Genomic DNA, 18,390 nt, shown 5'->3' with positions numbered 1-18,390 from the left:
TGCCTACGTGTTACTCACCCGTCCGCCGCTAAGCACCGAAGTGCTCCGCTCGACTTGCATGTATTAGGCACGCCGCCAGCGTTCGTCCTGAGCCAGGATCAAACTCTCCATAATAGAAAAGCTGAATAGCTCATTGACTTGCTAGCGAGATTATTCATCTCATTTATAGTCGATTGCTCGACTGTGCTTACTCACTCGTTGTTCAGTTTTCAAAGATCAAGAACTCTTGTCCTATCCGCTCTCTTTCGAAAGCCGGAAGTTCAATATACCACACTAACTTTATATTTGCAACTTGTTTTTCTCAAGTTACTCGTTATTCCCGCATGTCTCAGCGGCAACTTTTATAAGATACCACAGATGCTGCTTCCGAGTCAACCTATATGATAACTGTATTTTCCTTCCACCTATAACAAGGTCAGCTTTAATCCAACAAGCAGAAGAACACCAGGCACACCGAGCACCGTTACTGTCCCTAATGTGGCTGTATTAATCGGCAAATCCACCTGCGTATAGGCGCTCAGCAAATTCAAAGCATATAGCAGGAAGGCCGCTACAACAACGTTCAACGTTAGACCAGACAATAATCTGCCGGCCCCTCTGTTACGCAATACGGTAACAAGTAGAATTAGTGAGGATAGTATGAGTACTCCCCATACCGCATATTTAATATACACGTCTACACCTCCAGTAATCGATCAGTGTCAATCATGCTCAGATTTAGCCTTTTAGCCTGTTTGATCAGCATTTCAAATCTTTTCTCAGCCGCCTCCATCGCATAAATGGCATAGTCAATCTGATCCTTGTCCAAGGCAAACTCGAAATGTGCCTGAGCAGCCACCCAATTCGCATGTGCCGAACGAATCTCTTGCAGCAGCAATTGCTTGTCCCGCAGAAGTTCCTCTTTTGCCCCTTTTTTCGTCTGTGGATTCTTCCTTCCGTGCATGCCTAATAGTGCTGGTCTCATCAGCAAACCTCCATGACCCCAAATGCGGGTTAATCTACCCTTATGCTTATGGGGGAAATAGAGCAAATAGAACTGAAGCACTTCTTTTACACGAAACAAAAAAAGAGAGCTCTTCAGCTCCCTTTTGCATGATTAACGCTATTTATAATTCCCTGCGGCCTTCCATCGCTTTGGACAGTGTTACTTCATCGGCATATTCCAAGTCGCCGCCAACAGGTAGTCCGTGCGCGATACGCGTAACCTTCAGGCCAAACGGCTTCACTAATCGAGACAGGTACATAGCCGTAGCTTCACCTTCAATGTTCGGGTTCGTGGCCAAAATTAATTCCTGTACGGTTTCATCCCCCAACCGCTTGAGTAACTCGGCGATATGAATTTGATCGGGTCCGATTCCTTCCATAGGGGAAATTGCCCCATGCAGGACATGATAGTAGCCTTCGAACTCTTTGGTGCGTTCCAAAGCAACCAAGTCCTTAGGCTCCTGTACGACGCAAATGACGGAACCATCCCTGTTCTTATCTTGACAGATCCGGCAAGGATCGACATCGGTAATGTTACAGCAAACGGAACAGTAGTGGAGGTTTCTTTTCACGTTGACGAGCGCCTTCGCAAAATCAATCACGTCTTCTTCCTTCATACGAAGTACATGAAAGGCAAGGCGTCCCGCCGTTTTGGGGCCTACCCCCGGCAGACGGGAGAAAGCATCGATTAACTTAGAAATCGGTTCGGGGTAATACAAAGGAAGTTCTCCCTCATCTTTCAGAATCGTAACTCATGGTTGTGACTAGAACAAACCAGGGATGTTCATGCCACCTGTGAATTTGCCCATATCTTTATTCGCGATTTCTTCCGCTTTCGTCATCGCATCATTGACAGCTGTAAGCACAAGGTCTTGCAGCATTTCAACATCATCCGGATCAACAGCTTCAGGCTTGATTGTGATGCTTTGTACTTTCTTGTGTCCATTCACTGTACAAGTAACAACGCCGCCGCCAGCTGTGCCTTCAATGATTTTCGTACCCAGTTCTTCTTGAGCCTTCATCATTTGCTCTTGCATTTTCTTCACTTGTTTCATCATTTGGTTCATGTTATTCATTTTGTTTGCTCCTTTGTATTTAGTCTAGTCTTCTTTAATGGTCACTAAATCTTCGCCAAACAGTTGAATCGCTTCGGAGATCCACTCCTCTTTGGGTGGAGATCCTGGGCTGCCTTCCTCTGCCACAAGTTCTAGAACTTCAGGCGGACTGCTAGTCACATCACTCTTGGCGTCGTCCCACTCTTTGCGCATAACCGTAAGCAAGCGCATGGGTTTGCCGAATACTGAGCTGAGCACTTGCTCGATAATGAGTTTGTTCTCCGGTTTCTCTGTGGTGTTACGGTGCATTTCATTCTTGAACGCCACCAATACCACATCATCCAGCATCGAGACCAGATCACCATTCACAAACCAAGCATGGACAGTAATCTTCTTCTCTTTGACCAGACCCAGCACCTGACTCCATTTCATTAGAGCTGCCTTGGTTTCCGGACCTTCCGAAGCCTTCAAGTACCCATCAAGCTTAATTCCTGACTTCTTGGACGGCGCAGAGGCCACCGGCATTTTGGGAGCTGGTTTCGTTTCAACTGCCGCACCCGATACTCCCGATTTTACCAGTCCAGCTATCTGATCTTCAAGTTGTTTGAGCTTCTGGGACATTTGAGCAAAAAGATCGCCTTGCGGCATTCGGCTTCCCGAATCTGCCCCTGTGCTGACAGCCGTATGTCCTTCGCCGCTATGACCACCGCACATTTTCATAATCGAAATCTCGAGCAGGGTTTGGGGCTGGACAGAATACTTCATTTCACTCTGATAATGATTCAGTATTTCTATCATGCCCATCATTTCGTTTGGTGTAAAATGGCTGGCAATATCACTGAGCTCGCGCATATCAAACACGCGTTCTGTAATGACCGGCGAATTCGGCACCATACGAACCATGAGCAAATCACGGAAATAATTAATCAAATTCTCGATGCATTTGTCAGCGCTTTTGCCTTCTTGCATGAATGTATCGATTAGCTCTAGCGCGGCGCCAAGATCCTTGTCTTTGATACAAAGCACGAGCTTCTTAAATTGGTCGGATGCCACTCCGCCGGTAATGGACAATATGTCAGAGAGCTGCACTTCCCCTGTTGCAAAAGAGGTCGCTTGATCCAGAAGACTGAGCGCATCGCGCATCCCGCCATCGGACAATCTCGCAATATAATGGAGCGCTTCCTCGTTAATGGAAATCTGTTCCTGATCACAAATATATTTCAGCCGCTGCACCTGATCATCCATTGAAACACGTCGAAAGTCAAAGCGCTGACAGCGAGAAATAATCGTTGCCGGAATCTTATGCGGCTCCGTCGTCGCTAGTATGAACATCACATGGGCCGGCGGCTCTTCAAGTGTCTTAAGCAGTGCGTTGAAAGCCTCTGTAGTCAGCATGTGCACTTCATCGATGATATAGACCTTCTGTCTGACTTCGGTAGGAGCATACTTGACTTTATCCCGAATATCCCGAATTTCTTCAACACCGCGGTTTGAAGCGGCGTCAATCTCAACGACATCCATGACAGCGCCGTCTGTAATTCGTTCACAGGCAGAGCAAGCATTGCATGGCTCTTCCGCTGGACCGTTTAAGCAGTTAACTGCTTTGGCTAATATTTTGGCCGTACTTGTCTTCCCTGTTCCCCGTGGACCGTTGAACAAATAAGCATGGGTAAGGCGATTTTCTCGCAAAGAATTCTGCAGTGTCTGCGTGATATGTTTCTGTCCGACAACCTCACGAAACGTCTGAGACCTCCACGTTCGATATAGAGCAATATGTGCCATAGTGTTCCTCTCCATTAATCCCTGCGTGGAATGCTGAATCCATTATACTATATCGCAACAGGGGATGAAATAGAGGATCAAACATGGAATCCGGATCTGATGCGGATAGACAAAATAAAAAACGCCTCATAAGAAGGCGTCCAAGTTCAAAGTCATATGAAATTACATGGTAAACCGTGCACCTGTTATTGATAAAGTGATACAAGCGAACTCTTATCGTTGGCTCAAGTCAGGCAGCCCCTCGGCACATGAAACATCTCACTTACGGCTGCTTCCTTCCAGACCTGACCGGGTTCATGAGCATTCATTGCGAAGGACCCAACTCTCAACACCACGTGTAAGAGCCAGACCTCACATCACAGTACCGCTAACAGGAATTCAACCCCGCTACAGCGGATTGCGAGTTACAGGGCACCGCTACCTCCCCGTCTAGCACAGTAAAAATAGTATAGCTGATTCACCTGTAAATAGCAACTAAGGGGGAAAATATACCTGATCCCCTGGATTAACGTGACATTTTCACCGTTGTTTTGTATCGCGGCATATTGGTATCAAAAGCATTTTGTACTTGGGAGCGAAGCTCCTCAACCTGCGCCGCCGTCAAATTCGACTTTGCTTTTATTTTCACCCGAGCATTGGGTCCGTTGATGGCAATATTGGATTTCTCGATCCCCTGAAACTGTGCGAGCACATTTTTCATTAAGTTCGAATCATCCTCGTAGTGATGATACGTAGGATTCAGCGGGTCGTTTGGATTCACGTTGGTGATCCCCAAATACCCGTCACGCTTGTAATTTTGCGCTTTATAATTGCCCGTATCCGTCTGCGGCGGGTTTTTGTTACTCGAATTGATGCCGCACCCGGCCAAGCTCACGGTAAGCAGGATGGCAATGGTCAATCTTCGCATACCCTTGAACATAAAAACACCTCCCATTGGACTCTAAGTCTAAACTTAGGATGACCAAGGGAGGACGTCTTATGCTGATTGGCAGCAAAGTAATTGATACCAATTAGATTCCGTATTTCTTTTTGAACTTGTCGACACGGCCGCCTACATCGATAAACTTTTGTTTACCAGTGTAGAAAGGATGGCAATTAGAGCAAATCTCAACGCGAAGATTTTGCTTGATTGAACCCGTTTCGAACACATTACCACAAGCGCAAGTCACTGTGGTTGCATGATAAGTAGGATGAATACCTGCTTTCATGTTGGTTCACCTCTTTCCGCCCTGAATCATTTGCTGAATCAGAGTTAATGGACGTACTTAACGTACTTTTGCATTGTAGCATATTCGCAAGTTCGAATGCAATGGAAAAACGAGTGGAACCTCTACCTTAGAGAACCATTGTCGTATTTCTGTCGCTAGCGTAGAACTTTGGCGTATGCGAGTAGGATCCAAGTACAACATCCGGCAATTCCTGCTCGAAAATCTCAATCATTTGCTTCATTCCAAGCAGCTCACCCCGAGCCTTAGGGATAATCCCCAAATAACTTTCAGGGTCAATATTCAGGTTGCGCAATTGAATTAATTTTAATCCCGTTCTTCGCACGAATTCGATCATAGCCTCAATCTCTTCCTCCCGATCCGTTACCCCCGGGAAAACAAGATAATTGATGGAAGTGATGACACCTTTGTCCGTTGCGTAGCGAAGGGATTTTTCTACATTTTTCAGCGTATAAGCTCTAGGCTTGTAATAGGCATTGTAGTGATCATCCAAAGCACTGATTGTACTCACACGCATCAGGTCAAGCCCTGCGTCTACGATGCCGCGTATATGGTCTGTCAGCCCTGCATTCGTGTTGATGTTGATGTAGCCCATCTTCGTCTGCTCACGAACCTGCTTGATCGCCGGAATAATAAGCGCCGCTTGCGTGCTAGGCTCACCTTCACACCCTTGTCCGAAGGAAATAATGCTATCCGGCGTACGTAGATGCTCCAGCATGATCTGCGTTATTTCTTCGATCTGAGGCTTAAAATTCATACGCGTCTGTGGAGCCACAAAGCCGCTCTCATCCGGCTGTTCCGATATACACCCGAAGCATCCTGCGTTGCAGGAATAGGAGACCGGAACAGCGCCTTCCCAACGCTGCAGGAACGTATTCGAAGCGGTCAGGCACTCATAACCGAGTGCGCAGTTGGATAAGTGGGCGTACAAGCGGTTTTCCGGATACTTGGCCGTCAAGGTTTTGACTTGAGACTCCAGCTCCGTGACATCGCAATGAATCGGATTCCAGAAGTAGGGATTATCCGTTAGTCGAGCAGCTACATAGAAGGCTTCATCCTTCCATACAACAGCCGTATAACCGAACAGCGGCAGCGCCTTGGTCTTGTCGGATTTGACGTAACCGGGAAGCAGCAGGCGGGTAAACCCCTGCGGCAGCAGCGCACCCACAGCATGATAATCGCCTGGCACCAACTTCATATCGCCAGTCTCAGCATCTATGCCTACTGGGCGTGTAAAAGGAAGACTGACAAGCGTCGCCCCTTCGGGCAGCGGAATCAATTCGTCTTCCATAATTTCTGTTATCATTTCAGCATTTCGACCAAGCGCCAAAAAATCCGGGTGGTCAAAAACGTTTCCTTGTGAGTCTGAATAAACCAAATTCATAACGGTACTCCTCTTTATGCGTTAACGCATCTTCCGCATCCTTAAGATGCTGAGTTTTTCACTTTCCCTTTGCTTGCCCCTGTTGAAGCGCCTGTCGATGGGGAAGCCAAAGAATCCAGGAACTCTTGATTCGTCTTCGTTTCGGCAAGTTTTTTGATGAAGGACTCGGTATATTCGTGCGAGTCGTTCATGCCTTTGCGCAGCGCCCATACCTTCTCGAGTTCATCTTTGCTCAGCAGCGCCTCTTCGCGGCGCGTACCGGATCTGCGAATGTCGATAGCAGGGAAAATACGGCGTTCCGCCATTTTACGATCCAGATGCAGCTCAAGATTACCTGTCCCTTTAAATTCCTCATAGATGACGTCGTCCATACGTGAACCCGTCTCCACAAGTGCTGTAGCGAGAATTGTCAAGCTGCCGCCTTCTTCGATGTTACGGGCAGCCCCGAAGAAACGCTTCGGACGATGAAATGCGCCAGGATCGATACCACCGGATAGTGTCCGGCCTGTTGGCGGAACTACGAGGTTGTAAGCCCTAGCCAAACGAGTGATGCTGTCCAGCAAAATAACAACGTCTTTCTTATGTTCAACTAAACGCATAGCGCGTTCCAGGACTAATTCAGCAACTTTAATATGATTCTCAGGCAGCTCATCAAAAGTAGAAGCAACAACTTCTCCTTTCACAGAGCGCTGCATGTCCGTAACTTCCTCCGGACGCTCATCGATCAGCAGAACGAAAAGCTCAATGTCAGGGTAGTTCGTAGAAATACTGTTAGCTATTTCTTTGAGCAGCAACGTTTTACCTGCTTTGGGAGGCGCAACAATCAATCCACGCTGGCCTAAACCTACAGGCGCAAGCAAATCCATGATACGCATGGAAACTTTGTTAGGCTCTGTTTCAAGCGTAATACGCGTATCTGGATAAAGTGGCGTCAAGGCAGGGAAATGAAGCCGCTCGGCAGCCGTTTCCGGTTTCTCGCCATTAACTGCTTCAACCTGAAGAAGCCCGAAATAGCGCTCATTCTCCTTAGGAGGACGGCATTTGCCTGATACAATATCCCCGGAGCGCAAATCAAATTTGCGAATCTGGGACGCAGAAATGTAAATATCTTCTGAGCTTGGAAGATAGTTAATGGGACGCAAGAAACCAAAGCCCTCTTGAAGAATTTCGAGGACACCTTGCATAAACATTAGACCACTTTCAGCAGCTTGTGCACGTAAAATTGCAAAGATGAGTTCTTTTTTCTTCAGCGTACCGTAGTATGGAATCTGATGTTTCTTAGCTAGTTTATATAATTCAGTAAGCTTGAGTACTTCAAGCTCAGCAAGCTGCATGCTCATGTTTCAACCACCAAACTATTAAATTTTCAATTGGATTCTAGCATTGCCTGTTGTCTGGAACTTTATTCCTTACTCTTCGCTCTCGCGCCAAACCTCGGCACCTAGTGAAGATAAATTGAAGACTAAGTTCTCATACCCTCGGTCAATAAACTCAACGCCGGACACCTCGGTGATACCGCCTGTTCTTACGCTAAGACCGGCAAGCACAAGGGATGCTCCTGCTCGCAAATCCGTTGCCCGAACCTTCGCCGAGCTAAGCTCGGATCCTTCGATAATGGCGGAGCGTCCCTCAACTTTCATCTTAGCTCCCATCCGAACGAGCTCAGGAATGTGCTTGAACCGATTGCTGTAAACATGATCCGTTAGTATACTAACTCCTCTAGCTTGGCACAATAGGCTTGCCATTGGAGATTGCAAATCTGTGGCAAACCCTGGGTAAATTAATGCTTTTACATCGACGCTAGAGTACTCAGGCTGACCTACTACACGAATGGATTCATCCATCTCGTAGATATGTACACCCATTTCTTGAAGTTTCGCTGTTAATGCTTCCATATGTTTAGGAATGACGTTATCTACGGTAACATCGCCGCGCGTAGCAGCTGCAGCAATCATATACGTTCCCGCTTGAATCCGGTCAGGAATGATGGAATGGCGGCAGCCATGCATCTCCGTTACCCCTTCGATCCGAATGGTATCGGTACCAGCACCCTTGATTCTTGCACCCATCGAGTTCAACAATGTAGCTACATCTATAATTTCAGGCTCTTTCGCCGCATTTTCAATAATTGTATTTCCTTTTGCGCGTGAAGCCGCCAACATAATGTTGATCGTCGCCCCTACGCTCGCCATATCCAAATAAATCTTAGCTCCACGCAGCTCTTTGGCCCGAATTCTTAATGCGCCATTCTCATTGCTTACTTCAGCCCCTAAGGCCTCAAAGCCTTTGATATGCAGATCGATTGGACGTGGTTCAAAATTGCATCCGCCCGGCAAACCGATATTCGCTTCCCCGAACCTTCCGAGCAGCGCTCCCATCAAATAATAGGAAGCTCTTAACTTCTTAACTTTTCCATTAGGCATTGGAAGAGACTTCATTCTGCTAGGATCGATCGTCATCCGATCTTCGTTCCAGTCGATGGTAGCTCCTAAATCCGTCAAAATTTCTGTATATGTAGCCACATCGCTTAAATGCGGCAGATTATCCAACGTTACCGGCGTTTCAGCAAGAATCGCAGCTGGAATAAGTGCAACCGCACTATTCTTAGCTCCGCTAATTTGAACAGTCCCTCGTAGTGGACGTCCCCCGACCACCATTAATTTCTCCAACATGATTCTCCCCCTAAATCCAGGTGCCTTCCTGTAACGCAAACTTCTCAACCTAAACGCCAATTGCAACCAAAATTGTATCACAATCTATTGAAATGAACATGAACAAATAAAAGGAAATAAGAACATCAATAACAAAAACGCTTACAGTCCTAGTAACAACTGAAGACAAAAAATAGAAGAAGGAAACGCCCGCAAGCATGCAAACGGCGGACATTTCGCATCCTCCGTTTGCGTCTTGCGGCATTTCCCACTGCATCTATACAATTAAAATTAAGCTTGGTTACTGCTTCCGAACAATTGAATTTTGGATTTTACAACTTCGACCATTGCGTTACGAGCTGGGGTTAGATATTTACGAGGATCATAAATTTTTGCGTCCTTGTTCAGAACTGCGCGGATCGTATCTGTGCATGCTACTTGGTTCTCAGTGTTAACATTGATTTTACCAACGCCTGCAGCGATCGATTTACGAATCATTTCGTCAGGAACACCGGAACCGCCGTGTAATACAACAGGAACTGGGATCGCTTTGGAAACTTGCTCGATAATGTCAAAATGGATGTTAGGCTCGCCAGCGTACATACCATGTGCTGTACCTACTGCGATTGCCAAACAGTCAACGCCAGTCTCTTCGTAGAAGCGGATAGCTTCTTCAGGTTTTGCAAGGTTAGCGTGCTCTTCGTCTACCGAGATGTCATCCTCAACACCACCGATTGTTCCAAGCTCACCTTCAACGGATACGCCCATTGCACGAGCCGCTTTAACAACTTCTTTCGTCAAACGGATGTTTTCTTCGAAAGAGTAGTGTGATCCGTCAAACATAACGGAGCTGAATCCTGCGCGGATACATTTCATTGCTACTTCAAAGGAACTGCCGTGATCCAAGTGCAAAGCGATCGGCAGACCGGATTTTTTGGCTGCAGCTTCAGCAATTGCTACTGTAAATTCGATACCCATATATTTCAGTGCGCCTTCGCTAACACCGTAAATGAAAGGGGATTTCAGTTCCATTGCAGCTTCCACAATCGCTTGAGCAAACTCAAGGTTGTTCATGTTAAATTGACCCACCGCGAATTTGTTCGCTTTTGCTTTAGGTAAAAACTCATTCATTGAAACCAATGCCATGTTTCTCTTCCTCCTAGAACCTTTTTGTAGTTTTGCGTAGACCGCTCTTGTCATACCTGAGTTATTATAGCACATATACTTTCAAATGATAACCAAGCCCTCGCTTCTCAGCCACAAAAAAAGACCCTATGACTAGGATCCCACGGCAAAACCACTACTTGACTCGTTATTTAACTGCATATTAACCGCCATACGCAACTCATCAATGTCAAACGGCTTCGTGAAATGCATGATGGCACCCAAATCCGTCGCTTCTTTAATCATATCCAGCTCACCATACGCTGTCATCATGATTACTTTGATCGAGGCATCAATAGCTTTCACATGCTTGAGAATATCTAGGCCATCCATCCCGGGAATTTTCATGTCCAGTAATAGTAGGTCCGGCGAAGAATTTTTGACGATTTCTAAAGCCAATTTACCATTAGAGGCTTGATAAGTATCGTATCCTTCATTGCTGAAAACCTCCATTAGCAGTACGCGAATTCCATTTTGATCATCGACAATCAGTACCTTTTTCTTCATCAGCCTAGTTCCCTCCCGAAAACGAATAACAAATCCCCTGCACTTCACAGATACATAACGTATTCGCTATTCATTTCCGTTTTCCTTCACGAGAGAGAACCAAATTGAAAACTTTTACAAATAAGTTGTTTTACAGGAGGTAGTTCACATAGCGAGTTAGCTACGTGCAATTCCTTGAGCTGCCTTCACGAATTCACGGAATAGAGGCTGCGGACGGTTCGGACGGGAAGTGAACTCCGGATGGAACTGTACCGCCAAGAACCAAGGGTGACCTGGAAGCTCTACCATTTCGACCAAACGACCGTCCGGGGACGTACCGGAAATGCGCAAGCCAGCGGATTCGATCAACTCGCGGTATTCATTGTTGAACTCATACCGGTGACGGTGTCTCTCGTAAACAAGTTCATCATTGTAGCATTTCTCCGCCAATGAACCTGGAACAATTTTGCATGGATAGAGACCAAGACGCATAGTACCGCCCAAATTCTCAATATCCTTCTGTTCTGGCAGAAGATCGATAACCGGATAAGCCGTAGTCGGATTAATCTCGGAGGAGTTCGCTCCATCCAAGCCTGAAACAGAACGCGCATACTCAATAACAGCAACCTGCATACCCAAGCAAATGCCGAAGAAAGGTATTTTCTTCTCGCGGGCATAACGAATAGCAGATACTTTGCCTTCAATACCACGATCGCCGAAACCGCCTGGCACCAAGATACCCTGCACGCCGGAAAGCAGATCATCCACGTTGTGGTCATAAATTTCTTCTGCATTTACCCAACGAATGTTGATCTCGGAGTCGTTATCAATGCCGGCATGTCCAAGCGCTTCAACAATGCTCAAATAAGCATCATGCAGAGCAACATATTTTCCGACAATGGCGATCTCTGTCTTTTTCGTCAAGGATTTAACTTTACGAACGAGACTTTCCCACTCGGTCATGTCCGGTTCATTCGTTTTGAGCTTCAAGTGATTAACGACATAATCGTCAAGTCCTTGTTCGCGAAGCATCATTGGCACTTCGTAAAGTGTTTCTGCATCTTTACACTCGATTACAGCCGCTGGATCAATGTCACAGAATAGGGCAAGCTTACGCTTCATATCTTCTGTCAAAGAATGTTCGGTACGGCAAACAATAACGTGAGGCTGAATGCCTAAGCCGCGCAGTTCTTTCACACTGTGCTGTGTCGGTTTTGTTTTTACTTCACCTGCAGCTTTAATATAAGGAATCAGCGTAACGTGAATATACATCACATTCTCGCGGCCGATATCATTTTTCATTTGACGGATTGCTTCTAAGAAAGGAAGGCTCTCGATATCGCCAACGGTTCCGCCGATTTCGGTAATGACAACGTCGGATTGAGCCTCACGGCCCGCTCGCAATACGCGATCTTTAATTTCATTCGTAATGTGAGGAATAACCTGTACTGTACCTCCGAGATATTCCCCTCTACGCTCTTTGGTAATAACGGAGGAGTACACCTTGCCTGAAGTCACGTTCGAGCTTTTGGACAGATTGATATCAATGAAACGTTCATAATGGCCTAAGTCCAAATCCGTTTCAGCCCCGTCATCCGTTACGAAAACTTCACCGTGCTGGTAAGGACTCATTGTCCCTGGATCCACGTTAATATACGGATCAAACTTTTGAATCGTAACTTTCAGACCTCTGTTCTTCAGCAATCTTCCTAAGGAAGCTGCAGTAATTCCTTTGCCAAGGGATGAAACTACGCCCCCCGTAACGAAAATGTATTTTGTCACTATGTACGCCTCCTAATAGTTTTTTAGTTGAAAATTGCAACGTACGCATACGTTTAGTAGTGCCAGATCACCGGCCTGTGTCTTTCTATGCAAAAAGCTTACACCGTAAGCATTCGCTATCGTTGTCGTGGTGCCACTGCCTCAGATTTAGTGTCTACTAAATGAGGGTTTTCATGAAAATCTGGTGAAAAAAACAGCCTGAAAACAAAAAAAAGTGACACCCGTGAGTAGACGGGGCACTTTTTGAACGCTTGCGCGATTTGTTAAGATTCTTTTAAAGCCCATGCAATAGTTTACTCTGAACGGGCGGCGGCTGTCAAGACAAGTTATTTGTCGTCGTCATCCTCTTCATCCAGATCGGAATCGTCCTCTTCCAAATCGGAATCTTCGTCCAGATCGTCTTCATCCTCGTCGTCGGACTCCTCGATACCTTCTTCGCCAAGATCCTCTTCGATCTCTTCATCCTCAAAGAATTCCGTATCTTCTTCCGCTTCTTCCTCTTCGGATTCCGTACCAAACGCATCGTACTCGTCTTCCTCTGCGTATGTATCTTCTTCCTCAGCGTAGATGTCTTCATCCAGATCGTCGTCTTCATCATTGATGATTCTTGGACGCTTCGCGTTACCAACCGCATCATCTGATTTCTCGACAGGGTACCAACGCTTCAAGCCCCATAGATTCGTACCTACGCAAGCAAAACGTCCATCGATGTTGATTTCCGTATATAGTTGGGCAATCACTTGCATAACGTGCTGCTCGGATAACCCTTTAATTTTTGCAATTTCTGCCATCAAGTCACGGTAATAAAACGGCGTATTCGCCGATTTCAATAATTCAAACGCCAAATCCACCATCGGCATTTCGCGTGCTTGTTCTGTGGTGATTTTGAGTGTGTATTCGCTACTCATCTAAGGCACATCCCTTTCGACCGTCTTCTTCACTTCTTCTATCTACCTTATCCAATATCTTCATTAAGTAAAACCTATTTTTTCTAAAATTGCAACTACCCGCAAAAAACCTTTCGGACAAGCCCCCCGAAAATGAATACAAGCGAAGGTCCCCCTCCGCTTGCGACTGTATCCTAAGGAAGCGGTATGAGCGAGTCACAGCCGTTTCCAGTACCTGAGGAAGAGACACTCCTGCTCGCGCCTCTCTATTTATCCTATGTAAAACCAGCACATCTGACACGGCTTCGCACCCATTTATTTCTATAAAGGCTATCACACGGTCAGAAGGGGTGACCTGTACATAGGATAGGGGAGACTCGATTATAAGCTGTCATGGGGGGATGGCACGTATGGATATAGCCACCTTTCTTCATTCGCTTCATGAGGAAATCGGACTCACCAAGCAATCCGGAAAGAAGCATTTGATCCGTTTCTCATCAGCCAAGGACTACTACGCATGCAAATCCGAGCTGAAGCGAATGAGATCCCGTCTGGCCAACCTGTCCAAGGTTCGCACGCTCGACATCATCCATGCCTTCTCCTGCACGCTCCGTTCCGACTCGAAACTCAAGCAGTTGACAGGCAATCCGGTCATTGAAGAAGATACCAAAATTACCGTTCACCAATCAGTTGGAAGCAGAACCCTCATCAAACGTGCAACCACGCTATCTGGCTTCGGCTCCCACACCATCCCCTGGGGCGTTGATCAAATTGGCGCACCTGAAGTTTGGAGCAAGTCGCTAGGCCAAAACATCCATGTAGGCGTCATCGACACAGGCATCGACTACAATCACCCGGACTTACGAAATTCAATCTCACGGGGAATCAATTTATTAAATCGCAGCATGCTCCCCTATGATGATAATGGCCATGGCACGCACATTGCAGGCACCATTGCGGCGACTGGCCGCAATTCGGGAATCATTGGCGTCGCGCCCAGATCGATTATTCATCCTGTTAAGGCATTTGACCACAGTGGAAGCGCTTATGTCTCAGACATTATTGCCGGAATCGACTGGTGCGTAAACAATGATCTCGATATTATCAACATGAGCTTCGGCATGAAGTCGTACAACCGTGCGCTGGAGCAGGCTGTTTTGAACGCGTATTACAGAGGTAAAGTCATTGTCGCTTCGTCCGGTAATGATGGCAAAAGGAAAACGATTGATTATCCCGCTCGCTTCTCCCAGGTCGTTTCCGTTGGAGCCACAACTCGGCTAGGCCGCATAGCTCCCTTCAGCAATCGCGGCAAACAAATTGACATCTATGCACCAGGTGAACGAGTTTACTCGTCCTGGCTGCACGGCAAATACAATGAGCTTAGCGGCACATCCATGGCCACCGCTCACGTCAGCGGCGTTATCGCGTTAATGCTGGCCATCAAGCCCTTGTCCCCGCAGCAGATCAAAACCGCGCTGCGCCGCTGCGCGCTCGGCATTAACAAGCGCGAAAGCACACGCTGGCAGCCAGGGCACCTGAATGCCAGGCGGGCTTTGCGTGCTGCGAGGCAGATCAAAGACTCGCAATGAAAAAAGGAGTTAAGCGGCCCATGGCTGCTTAACTCCTTTTTGGTGGGAGCGGCGACTTACATCCGCTCCGGTGCGGACACGCCGACTACGCGAAGCGTGTTGGCGAGGGTCGTGCGCAGTGCGCCTAGCAAGGCAAGGCGCGCTTGCGTCAAGGCCACGTCTTCCGTGATGACGTAGTGGCCTCTGTAATAGCTATGGAACTGGCTTGCCAGTTCGTAAACATAGCGAATCATCCGATGCGGCGCGTACTGCTCCGCCGCGATCGCGATCTCTTCCGGAAGCTCGCCGATCTTGCGCAGCAAGTCGAACTCCGCTTCCGAGGAAAGCTGAGCAAGGTCAACTTGCTCCAGCGGGAGCACCGCGATGCCTTGCTCCTCCGCCTGGCGGAAGATGGAGCAAATCCGTGCATGTGCGTACTGCACATAGTAAACCGGGTTCTCATTGGACTGAGATACCGCTAAGTCCATGTCAAAGTCCAGATGCGAGTCCATGCTGCGCATTGCGAAGAAATAACGGATCGGGTCGACGCCGACCTCGTCCATGAGATCCTCCATCGTGACCGCTTTGCCGGTACGTTTGGACATCTTGACCTTTTCCCCGTTTTGGAAAAGGCTCACCATTTGCGCGATCAGCACAATAAGTCGATCCGCCTCGAAGCCCAGCGCCGTCATGGCCGCTTTCATCCGCGGGATGTAGCCGTGGTGGTCGGCGCCCCAAATGTTAATCAAGCGCTCAAAGCCGCGCCCGAACTTATTGCGGTGGTAGGCGATGTCCGGCGTCAGGTACGTGAAGGAGCCGTCATTTTTGATCAAAACGCGGTTCTTGTCGTCACCCAGCGGTGTCGTATTCAACCAAGTAGCGCCTTCTTCTTCATAGATATGTCCATTGTCACGCAGTTCTTGTAGAACGGGTGGAATCAGGTTATCTTCATAAATCGACGTCTCGGAGAACCAGTTGTCGAAACGTACACCAAAACGGCCTAAGTCGCGTTTGATTTTGTCGAGTTCTTTTTTCAAGCCATACGTACGGAAAAAAGCACGGCGCTCATCATCCGGCAAGCTCAGCAGGCGATCTCCTTCTTCTGCGGCAAGATCTGCCGCAAAGCCTTTGATATCTTCCCCGAAGTAGCCGTCCTCCGGCATTTCGGCATCTTGTCCAAGCGCTTGCAAATAGCGGGCTTCGATGGATTTGGCCAGATTTACGACTTGGTTCCCCGCATCGTTAATGTAGTACTCCCGGGATACGTCATACCCCGCAAGATCCAGCACGTTACACAGCACATCCCCTACAGCTGCGCCGCGGGCATGTCCGAGATGCAAAGAACCTGTCGGATTGGCGCTGACAAACTCCACTTGTACTTTCAGCCCTTGGCCCACGTTTCTTGCCCCGTAACGCTCACCCTGAGCGAGTACGTCGGCGATAACCGGATAAAGGTAAACTTTGTTCATTTTAAAATTAATAAAGCCCGGTCCGGCAATCTCTGCTTCCGCGATATTCGCTTTATCTTTCTGCAGATTCGCAATGATCTGCTCGGCGATTTGTCTTGGATTTTGCTTGGCAATACGGGTCAACTGCATCGCAATGTTCGTTGCGAAATCCCCGTGTGTTTTCTCCTTCGGAACTTCCAGAATGATTTCCGGCAGCTGCGCGGCATCCACAATGCCAGCAGCGGCAACGGCATCTGCTATAGCTTGTTTCACGATGACTTTGACTTCGTTTAATACGTCCATTCTTCTTACTCCTCCTGAATTAACAACTTAATCCTGTATGTACCCGCATGCGTGCCGGATGCATATAAATCGTATTTCCATCGCGTGATTCCGATGCCCTGTTCCGCTTCGCTTGTCAGCTCGTGCGTCTCGATTTCGAGTTCCAGGCGACCTTGCGGCGTATGATAAAATCCGAGTCGTTTCTCGCCAGGCACAAACGTTTGCTCCGCTTGCACATCACCTTGGCGGACGATGCGGATCTGATTCTCTTCCAGCTTAATAAGCGTCACCGTTCGTCCAAGTTCGCTGCGTTCTTCTTCATAGCGGATGTAGGTGTGATTGCCTTTGCGGTACAGGTCTCCCCGCGCCTTCTGCACAGTTGTCTCGCTCCCGCTCCGGCTCTCAATGCGAATGCGCACACGCGCTTTATCCGTCATGATTCGTCATTCTCCTATTCTGCAGGTCCTCTTTGCACCTTATGTCAAGATAAGGCAAGTTAGGTATTAGTTTATATGAAAGGTTCGACGAATTCAATGTATCACTGCGATCAGCGTTCAGGAATGATGTCGAAGCCAGCTCTTTCCTCATGCCAAAAAGCCTCAAATCTCACGAATGCGTGAAATCTGAGGCTTTCCTTGGCGTGCTTTGTAGTTGTTAAATGGCTGGGATCGGCCTACCGATGCTTTCCCACTGCTCTTTAGCAGGACCATAGGCTCCGATGACAGGTACGCCTGCTTGGCGCATCAAAATCGTGAGCTGTCCACGATGGTGGATTTCATGCTTAAGAAATGCGAACAGCGTTTCGCCAATGGTCCACTGCTGGCCGAACATGTTCACGACGTCCTGCATTTTTGCGTCTGTTAACTGTGTGCGTGCGGCTTCCAGGATCCCGGCTTTTGTTGAGCGGTAAGCATCCGCTACGGTTGCAGCCTCTGATGGCGGGGCGCTGGCGGCAGAAGGCGCATCGAATTTGAGCCCGGCTGCGAGCAGCATACCGCGGTCATTGTGCACCAAGTGCCATGCGATGAAACCTAGCGGCCTATAGCCTTCAGCTTGCGGCTGTTGCAGGGAGGCGTCGGTTAAGGCGTCGAGCAGTTGCTGCGTTGTAGCGGATTCGCGTTGGTATTCGTTAATAAAGCTATCTACGGTAGTGAACATAGGAATTACCTCCATGGTTTGTGTGATTTAATACTTCATGTAATCAGTATAGTGGAGTGTGACTGACAACAGTATGGCAGTGTTGTGGAGCTGGAAGAATTATTTTAGGAGGTTCGTTGGGGAGTCGACCACGGTGCTTAGTCGGCTCCTGCGAGCACTACCTGCCGGCTAACGGACTGAGGGGACTCTATTCGCTGCTTTTGGGACAAATTTAGCATTTAACGGACTCACGTGCCGCTATTGGCAATGATATTGCCTAGAACAGCGACAAAACCACTAAATAACGGCTCCTCAGTCCGATAGCACCTCAAATCCACTGAATTCCGCAGAATAACGGCTCCTGAGTCCGTTACAGAACTGTGGCTACTTGGGAGGGCTGACGGGTGAGCTGCTATTGGTGGGTCTCATGCTACTTTGACTAGTTGGCTTCTACTGGTGGGTCTCGTGGCACTTAACTAGCTGGCTTCTACTGGTGGGTCTCGTGGCACTTAATTAGCTGGCTTCTACTGGTGGGTTCCATGGTACTTAACTAG

18 protein-coding genes, 1 rRNA gene and 1 other RNA gene are annotated in these 18,390 nt (G+C 47.8%); 1 reads left to right on the top strand and 19 read right to left on the bottom strand.

Going from position 1 to position 18,390, the window contains the following annotated elements:
• The 16 genes from RQP52_RS26295 to rpoE all read right to left on the bottom strand — a co-directional run.
• Positions 1-114, bottom strand: a 16S ribosomal RNA gene (locus RQP52_RS26295); the annotation flags it as partial.
• Positions 115-404: 290 nt separating this feature from the next.
• The gene (locus RQP52_RS26290) at positions 405-674 is read right to left on the bottom strand and encodes a pro-sigmaK processing inhibitor BofA family protein (protein WP_315954579.1); all 270 of its coding nucleotides are present in this window, start codon (positions 672-674) and stop codon (positions 405-407) included.
• A gap of 2 nt (positions 675-676) precedes the next feature.
• Entirely contained in the window at positions 677-964 is a 288-nt protein-coding gene (locus tag RQP52_RS26285) for a DUF2508 family protein (protein ID WP_127457619.1), read from the bottom strand.
• Between the two features lie 142 nt (positions 965-1,106).
• Positions 1,107-1,703: a recombination mediator RecR gene (recR, locus tag RQP52_RS26280; protein ID WP_127457620.1), complete on the bottom strand. Its 597-nt coding sequence runs from the start codon at positions 1,701-1,703 to the stop codon at positions 1,107-1,109.
• Positions 1,704-1,748: 45 nt separating this feature from the next.
• A complete protein-coding gene (locus tag RQP52_RS26275; protein WP_127457621.1) occupies positions 1,749-2,060 on the bottom strand; it encodes a YbaB/EbfC family nucleoid-associated protein in 312 nt (103 codons plus the stop codon).
• A 24-nt stretch (positions 2,061-2,084) separates the two neighbouring features.
• Entirely contained in the window at positions 2,085-3,821 is a 1,737-nt protein-coding gene (gene dnaX, locus RQP52_RS26270) for a DNA polymerase III subunit gamma/tau (RefSeq protein WP_315954578.1), read from the bottom strand.
• Between the two features lie 174 nt (positions 3,822-3,995).
• An RNA gene (gene ffs, locus RQP52_RS26265) (signal recognition particle sRNA large type) lies at positions 3,996-4,259 on the bottom strand.
• Between the two features lie 67 nt (positions 4,260-4,326).
• Positions 4,327-4,740: a hypothetical protein gene (locus RQP52_RS26260; protein WP_315954577.1), complete on the bottom strand. Its 414-nt coding sequence runs from the start codon at positions 4,738-4,740 to the stop codon at positions 4,327-4,329.
• A gap of 91 nt (positions 4,741-4,831) precedes the next feature.
• Positions 4,832-5,029: a 50S ribosomal protein L31 gene (gene rpmE, locus RQP52_RS26255; protein WP_029197218.1), complete on the bottom strand. Its 198-nt coding sequence runs from the start codon at positions 5,027-5,029 to the stop codon at positions 4,832-4,834.
• Between the two features lie 127 nt (positions 5,030-5,156).
• Positions 5,157-6,431 (bottom strand): radical SAM protein, encoded by a 1,275-nt coding sequence (locus RQP52_RS26250; RefSeq protein WP_315954576.1) that lies wholly within the window; start codon positions 6,429-6,431, stop codon positions 5,157-5,159.
• Positions 6,432-6,472: 41 nt separating this feature from the next.
• A complete protein-coding gene (gene rho / locus RQP52_RS26245) occupies positions 6,473-7,771 on the bottom strand; it encodes a transcription termination factor Rho (protein ID WP_315954575.1) in 1,299 nt (432 codons plus the stop codon).
• 69 nt (positions 7,772-7,840) lie between these two features.
• Positions 7,841-9,100, bottom strand: coding sequence for a UDP-N-acetylglucosamine 1-carboxyvinyltransferase (locus RQP52_RS26240; protein WP_127457668.1), 1,260 nt, complete (start codon positions 9,098-9,100; stop codon positions 7,841-7,843).
• Between the two features lie 273 nt (positions 9,101-9,373).
• Positions 9,374-10,228, bottom strand: coding sequence for a class II fructose-1,6-bisphosphate aldolase (fba, locus tag RQP52_RS26235; protein WP_127457626.1), 855 nt, complete (start codon positions 10,226-10,228; stop codon positions 9,374-9,376).
• A 132-nt stretch (positions 10,229-10,360) separates the two neighbouring features.
• Positions 10,361-10,753, bottom strand: a complete 393-nt coding sequence (locus tag RQP52_RS26230; RefSeq protein ID WP_079418635.1) for a response regulator — start codon at positions 10,751-10,753, stop codon at positions 10,361-10,363.
• A gap of 156 nt (positions 10,754-10,909) precedes the next feature.
• The gene (locus RQP52_RS26225; protein ID WP_181646500.1) at positions 10,910-12,514 is read right to left on the bottom strand and encodes a CTP synthase; all 1,605 of its coding nucleotides are present in this window, start codon (positions 12,512-12,514) and stop codon (positions 10,910-10,912) included.
• Positions 12,515-12,840: 326 nt separating this feature from the next.
• Positions 12,841-13,422 (bottom strand): DNA-directed RNA polymerase subunit delta, encoded by a 582-nt coding sequence (gene rpoE, locus RQP52_RS26220; RefSeq protein WP_315954574.1) that lies wholly within the window; start codon positions 13,420-13,422, stop codon positions 12,841-12,843.
• 389 nt (positions 13,423-13,811) lie between these two features.
• Between rpoE and RQP52_RS26215 the strand changes: the two genes are divergently transcribed.
• Positions 13,812-14,990, top strand: coding sequence for a S8 family peptidase (locus tag RQP52_RS26215; RefSeq protein WP_315954573.1), 1,179 nt, complete (start codon positions 13,812-13,814; stop codon positions 14,988-14,990).
• A 56-nt stretch (positions 14,991-15,046) separates the two neighbouring features.
• Here RQP52_RS26215 and argS read toward each other — a convergent pair whose 3' ends face one another.
• The 3 genes from argS to RQP52_RS26200 all read right to left on the bottom strand — a co-directional run bounded on the left by argS (position 15,047) and on the right by RQP52_RS26200 (position 17,857).
• On the bottom strand, positions 15,047-16,720 hold the full coding sequence (gene argS, locus RQP52_RS26210; RefSeq protein WP_315954572.1) for an arginine--tRNA ligase: 1,674 nt from the start codon (positions 16,718-16,720) through the stop codon (positions 15,047-15,049).
• A 5-nt stretch (positions 16,721-16,725) separates the two neighbouring features.
• The gene (locus RQP52_RS26205) at positions 16,726-17,136 is read right to left on the bottom strand and encodes a DUF1934 domain-containing protein (RefSeq protein WP_127457631.1); all 411 of its coding nucleotides are present in this window, start codon (positions 17,134-17,136) and stop codon (positions 16,726-16,728) included.
• A gap of 217 nt (positions 17,137-17,353) precedes the next feature.
• A complete protein-coding gene (locus RQP52_RS26200; protein ID WP_315954571.1) occupies positions 17,354-17,857 on the bottom strand; it encodes a DinB family protein in 504 nt (167 codons plus the stop codon).
• Between the last annotated feature and the right edge of the window lie 533 nt (positions 17,858-18,390).

This window comes from Paenibacillus violae, assembly GCF_032461945.1.
GTDB classification, from domain to species: domain Bacteria; phylum Bacillota; class Bacilli; order Paenibacillales; family NBRC-103111; genus Paenibacillus_E; species Paenibacillus_E violae.
Note: the sequence above shows the minus strand (reverse complement) of the source record. Positions and strands in the feature narration are given on the sequence as shown.